The sequence below is a fragment of the Candidatus Hydrogenedentota bacterium genome (genome assembly GCA_018005585.1).
Taxonomy (GTDB): Bacteria; Hydrogenedentota; Hydrogenedentia; order Hydrogenedentales; family JAGMZX01; genus JAGMZX01.
Genome location: JAGMZX010000244.1, coordinates 1 through 5,231, shown reverse-complemented (window position 1 = coordinate 5,231; position 5,231 = coordinate 1). Strand labels below are relative to the sequence as shown.

Here is a 5,231-nt window from a genome sequence, read left to right as displayed (position 1 = left end):
ACCCTTCAATAACCAAATATCCGGGAGGAACGTATGAGCAAGTATTACCGTATGACGTATGTAGTGTGCGCAGTGGGTCTGGTTCTTGCCCTGACGGCGACAAGCGGCTGCAAACGCAAGCAGCCCGTCATCGAGCCGGACATGGGCGCCGGCTCCACGGGCATGGAATCGACCACGGGCGAAGGCCAGCCGGGTCTCGACCAGGAAGCCCTGCTGTTCAGTCCCGACAAGGGCCTGAAGCCGATCTACTTCGACTATGACAGTTCGGCGCTGCGCGCTGATGCACTGGCCACCCTGCGCGAGAACGCGGAAAAGATCAAGCAGGTGCCGGGCGTGATCATTCAGGTCGCGGGCCACTGCGACGAGCGCGGCACGCAGGAGTATAACCTGGCGCTGGGCGAACGGCGCGCGCTGGCTGTGCGCGAGCACCTGATTCAACTCGGCGTTTCCGGCGACCGTTTGATCACGATCAGTTTCGGCGAAGAATTCCCGGCTGTCGACGGCCACGATGAGTCTGCGTGGCGGTACAATCGCCGGGCGGAATTCAACCGGGCGCAAGCGCGCTAGGAACGAACGCCATGATACGGACCTGTGTTTTTCCCTTGGGAGCGGTCTTGTTCGCGGTTGCGGTGTCGGGTTGCGCCACGGGCGGTTCGCAGACCCAGGCGACCATTAGCGACATCCATCGTCGTGTCACGAATCTGGACAAGGAGATGGACACGACGATCACGAAATTGAACGAGACCACCGCGGAACTCAGTGCGCGCGTCGAGCAAACCGACCAGGAGACGCGAACCCTCCGTTCCATGTCCGAGGAGAACCAGGTTCGTTTGGAGAGTATTGAACGTTCGCTCAACGAGCTCAAGGCGCAGGCGTACCGGGTTTGGAACCTGACTTCCGCACCCGGAGGCGCCCCCGCCGCGGGGGCGCCGGTGCCTGGTGGCGCGCAGGTCGAGATCATAGGGCCGGAGTGGAGCAATCCGCCTTCGGAACCACCGGTGACCGCCATGACCGCGCCGCCGGTACAGCCGCCTCCTGCGCCCGTTTCGCCGCCGCCCAGTGTGGCGCCTGCCGATGTCACGCCAGTTCCCGAACCTGTTCCTGTGGCGCCGCCGCCCGCGCCCGCGCCGGTACCGGCGCCTCAGCCTGTTCCGGCGGCGCCGGCGCCGTCCGCGGGGGACCCGCAGGTGGCGTATCAGAATGCGCAGCGGAGTTTTGCCAACGAGGACTATGAGGCCGCGTTGCGCTCCTTCGATGATTTTCTGCGCCAGTATTCCGATTCGGATCTGCGGGCAAACGCCCAGTTCTGGAAGGCGAAGTGCTGCCTGAACCTCAACAGGTATCAGGAGGCCATTGGCGAGTTCGAGCGCCTGCGCACGGAGTATCCGGGAAGCACGAAAGTGCCGTTCGCCATGCACAACCAGGCGGTGGCGCATTCGCGGCTCGGACAGGTGGACGAGGCGTCCCGGTTGCTGGAGGAGGTCATCAACAGCTACCCGACCACGCCCGCCGCCGACCAAGCGCGAATGGACTTGAAGAAACTCCGCGGCGAAAGCTGACCGCAATTCACGCATAACACGACGCGCGCGGGACCCTGTTCCCGCGCGCGTTTTTCCCATGAACAAACGCAAAGCGGTTATTGAAGCCATGCGATACTACCTGGGTCTGGACGCAGGCGGCACGAAAACGTTTTGCCTGGTTGGCGATGATACAGGCCGGGCGCTTGGATTTGGCCGGGCCGGCGCGGGCAACTATGAAGTCCGTGGCGTCGAAGCGGCAGCCGCGGAGAACCGGCGGGCTATCGATGAGGCGCTGGCTGCGGCGTCGCTCCGGCTTGACGATATCAGCGGCATCGGCATGGGGATAGCCGGCGCCGACCTGCCCGAAGATTATGTCATGCTCGAGCGGGAGATCTTTACGCCCATTTTCGGAGACCGGCCCCGCGTGTTCCGCAACGATAGCATGGCCGGGCTGCGCGGCGGTCTTCGCGAGCCTTACGGCATCGTCATCGCCTGCGGCACGGGCTGTGTCTGCGCCGGCATCAACCGGGAAGGGCGCGACGCGCGCGTGGGCGGCCTCGGCGAAGAGTTTGGCGACAAGGTCAGCGGGTCCAGCATCGGCGTCGAGGGCATACAAGCCGTCTGGCGCGCCCGCGACGGCATCACGCCGCCGACCCTGTTGACGGACCTCTTCGTCCAGCGTTCCGGTTGTTCCGATGTCGAGGAGCTGTTTCACAAGCTATACAGGCGCGAGTTGTCTTACGACGACCTACAGCCCATGGCCAAGCTTGTCTTTGACGCGGCCCGGCTGGGCGACGCGGCGGCCTGCACCATCCTCGAATGGGGCGGACGGTACTTGGGCGAGATGGTGAACGCGTGCGCCCGCAAGCTCGCCATGGCCGGCGATACCTTCAGAGTCGTGATGGCGGGCAGTGTGTTCAAGGGCGACAGCCCCGTGCTCGCGGACGCCATGCGCACGGTAATTCACCGGGAGTGCCCGGACGCCGAAGCGGTTGTGCCGGTGTTTGAGCCCGTGGTCGGCGCTCTGCTGATGGGCATGGAACTCGACATGGCAGTGAGCGATGCGGTATACGAAAACCTGGTCCGGCAACTGGCGGAAGCGGAACGGCGCTTTGGCGTAAAACTGAAAGCCGGATGAGCGAGATATGCGGTTGCATGGCGGTCTTGTCTTGGTGATTGTACTGGCGCTGGCCGGGGCATTCGTGCTCTACGCGGCGTGGCAGAATCCCGCGCCGGGAACGGCGCGGAATGAGCCGGCGTCGGGGTCGCTGCCGCCGGTGGGCGCGGACCCCTCGCTCGTCGCCGATATCGAGTTGGAGACGCCCGAGCTTCACGTGGGCGCCATCCCGAACTCGGGCATATTCGAGACTCGGTTCAAAGTTTATAATCGTGGAAGAGCGCCTCTCCGGCTGGGCGATGTACGGACCACCTGCGGGTGTACGCAGGGCCGTGTTCCGGAGTCCGGCCGCGTGGTGGCGCCGGGCGGCGAGGGCGCCGTCGAGGTCATGATCGACCCCAGGCGCATTGCGGACTTTCACGTGAGAAAGACGCTCACCGTTTTTTCCAATGACCCTGATGAGCCGCGCGTCAATATTAACGTAGTGGCGGATATCGAGCCCGAGTTTGCGGTTATCCCGGAAAAAGTCGCTTTCGGAACGGTCTCCAAGGGCGCCGTGACTTCGCAGACCGTCCTCGTGCGGCAGCTGCAGCAGAACCCGCTCGAGATCGCGGGCGTCATGGTCAAAGGCGCTGGGGCCGGGACAGGCGCGACGGAGGATTTGACGGTCGAATGGCGCCGGAAACCGCCTGAAAGCTGGAGTGCCCCGGACAAGGCGGAGTTCGAGATCACCGCGACCGTGGGCGAGCAGGCCCCGCCGGGACCCTACGTGCGCTTTCTCGAACTCAAGACGAATATCGAGCGTCTTCCAATACTTCCTATACAGGTAACAGCAGAAGTAGAGGCTCCGTACGCGTTCGAGCCCGCGCCGCCCCAGGTCCTCGCCATCGTTGTTACCGCGGCTCAGCCGGGCGCCCGGGCGGACGTTCTGGTGACGGGCGAAGCCCCCGTCGAGATACGCGATTTCAACGTGGACGCTGCGCATGTGGTTCTGGACGCCGCGCCGGGCGACGCGCCCAATACCGCGGTGTTGACCGCCTCGGTTTCGCCCGATGCCCCGGCGGGGCGGTATGAGGGCACAGTGCGGTTCGCCGTGCTGACCGGCGGAAAGACCTATCAGGAGCGGATCGGTGTGCGTGTCATCGTTGCACGGTGAGCCCCGGGAAGCCGGTAACGGATAGGAAGGCATGGAATGGCACTGTTCGGACTCGGCAGAAAGCGAGACGGCCAGTCTGGCGACACCGGAGACCAGACATTTCCCATCGTCGGTCACACGGCCTACTGCCGCATCTGTGACGCGGAGCGCATGTTTACCAGGTGCTGGCGGCGCGCCGCCATGCTGCGCCAGTGCCCCTGCTGCGGCACGGCCTTTGAACGGCCCGAGGCGCTCTACGCGCGCGCCCAGCCGGCATGCCCCCAATGCGGCGAACCGCTCGAACAGCCTGATTTTGACTACGGCCTGTGCGACGGCTGCGGCTCGAAATTCGAGTTGATGGAAGGCACCCGCCCCAGCCTGCTGCCGAACCGGCAGCAACGCGAGGAAATGGCAAAACACGGCAAGTCTTGGAGCAGACTATGACGGGACGCGACGAACAGGAACTGAAGGACATCGCGCGGCAATTCGGCCAGGAACACTTGTTCCGGTTTTGGGACCGGCTCGGCGCGGACGGTCGGGAACGGTTGCTCGCCCAGATCGACAGCATTGATTTCCCGTTTATGAATAGGCTCATCGACACATGGGTCCGTCAGGAGCCGCCGCCGGAAACCTTCACGGAAATCATGCCGATACCCGTCATTCCGCCCGCGGACCAGGGCCGGCCCGACGCGCGCGAAGCTTGCGAAGCGGGCATGGACGCGCTGCGCGCCGACCGCGTCGGCATCGTCATCGTTGCGGGCGGCCAGGGCACGCGCCTGGGCTTCGACGGGCCGAAAGGCGCCTACCCCATCGGGCCCGTAACCGGCAAGAGCATCTTTCACTACCACGCCGAGCGTATCCGCGCGCTTCAGTGCCGCTACGACTGCGCATTGCCGTTATACCTGATGGTCAGCGACACGAACGAATCGGCTACCCGCAAGTATTTTCAGGAAAACGGCTATTTCGGCCTTGACGAGCGCGACGTAATTACCTTCCGCCAGCGCATGGTCCCCTGCGTGAACACGGAGGGTCTCTTCATGCTCGACGCGCCCGGCCACGTAGCCATGAATCCTAACGGGCACGGCGGCTGCATACCCGCCCTCGTCGACACTGGCTGCACGAAGCACGCCCGGGAACGCGGCATCGACACCTTGTACTATTTCCAGGTGGACAACTGGGCCGTCCATATGGCCGACCCCTGGTTTATCGGCTATCACGTCTCGCGCAAGGCGGAAATGAGCTCGAAAGTGCACCGGAAAGAGGCCATGCGCGAGGGCGTGGGTGTGCACTGCATCTGCGACGGGGAATACCGCGTTATCGAATATAGCGAACTCGACCTGTACCCGCAGTTGCTCGCCACGGACCGCCACGGCGGCATCGTGCATTACGCGGGCAATCCGGCCATGCATATTCTCGATGTCGGATTCGTGGAACGGATTGCCGCGGCATACGACCAGTT

Annotated in this window: 6 protein-coding genes; all 6 read left to right on the top strand. The window is 64.1% G+C overall.

Annotated features, from left to right (window positions below; genetic code table 11):
• The first annotated feature begins 33 nt into the window (after positions 1-33).
• Positions 34-567: an OmpA family protein gene (locus KA184_23065; GenBank protein MBP8132471.1), complete on the top strand. Its 534-nt coding sequence runs from the start codon at positions 34-36 to the stop codon at positions 565-567.
• 11 nt (positions 568-578) lie between these two features.
• Positions 579-1,559: a tol-pal system protein YbgF gene (ybgF, locus tag KA184_23060; GenBank protein ID MBP8132470.1), complete on the top strand. Its 981-nt coding sequence runs from the start codon at positions 579-581 to the stop codon at positions 1,557-1,559.
• 58 nt (positions 1,560-1,617) lie between these two features.
• Positions 1,618-2,658: an ATPase gene (locus tag KA184_23055; protein MBP8132469.1), complete on the top strand. Its 1,041-nt coding sequence runs from the start codon at positions 1,618-1,620 to the stop codon at positions 2,656-2,658.
• A gap of 7 nt (positions 2,659-2,665) precedes the next feature.
• The gene (locus tag KA184_23050; GenBank protein MBP8132468.1) at positions 2,666-3,793 is read left to right on the top strand and encodes a DUF1573 domain-containing protein; all 1,128 of its coding nucleotides are present in this window, start codon (positions 2,666-2,668) and stop codon (positions 3,791-3,793) included.
• A gap of 36 nt (positions 3,794-3,829) precedes the next feature.
• Complete coding sequence (locus KA184_23045) at positions 3,830-4,216, top strand: hypothetical protein (protein MBP8132467.1); 387 nt, start codon at positions 3,830-3,832, stop codon at positions 4,214-4,216.
• Positions 4,213-5,231 (top strand): UTP--glucose-1-phosphate uridylyltransferase (locus tag KA184_23040; protein ID MBP8132466.1); only part of this gene is annotated, 1,019 nt, incomplete at its 3' end. The genes KA184_23045 and KA184_23040, both read left to right, overlap by 4 nt.

Excerpts from the sequence above, each read along its gene's own strand:
- KA184_23065 (MBP8132471.1), top strand. The coding sequence starts at position 34 with ATGAGCAAGTATTACCGTATGACGTATGTAGTGTGCGCAGTGGGTCTG.
- ybgF (MBP8132470.1), top strand. The coding sequence starts at position 579 with ATGATACGGACCTGTGTTTTTCCCTTGGGAGCGGTCTTGTTCGCGGTT.
- KA184_23055 (MBP8132469.1), top strand. The coding sequence starts at position 1,618 with ATGAACAAACGCAAAGCGGTTATTGAAGCCATGCGATACTACCTGGGT.
- KA184_23050 (MBP8132468.1), top strand. The coding sequence starts at position 2,666 with ATGCGGTTGCATGGCGGTCTTGTCTTGGTGATTGTACTGGCGCTGGCC.
- KA184_23045 (MBP8132467.1), top strand. The coding sequence starts at position 3,830 with ATGGCACTGTTCGGACTCGGCAGAAAGCGAGACGGCCAGTCTGGCGAC.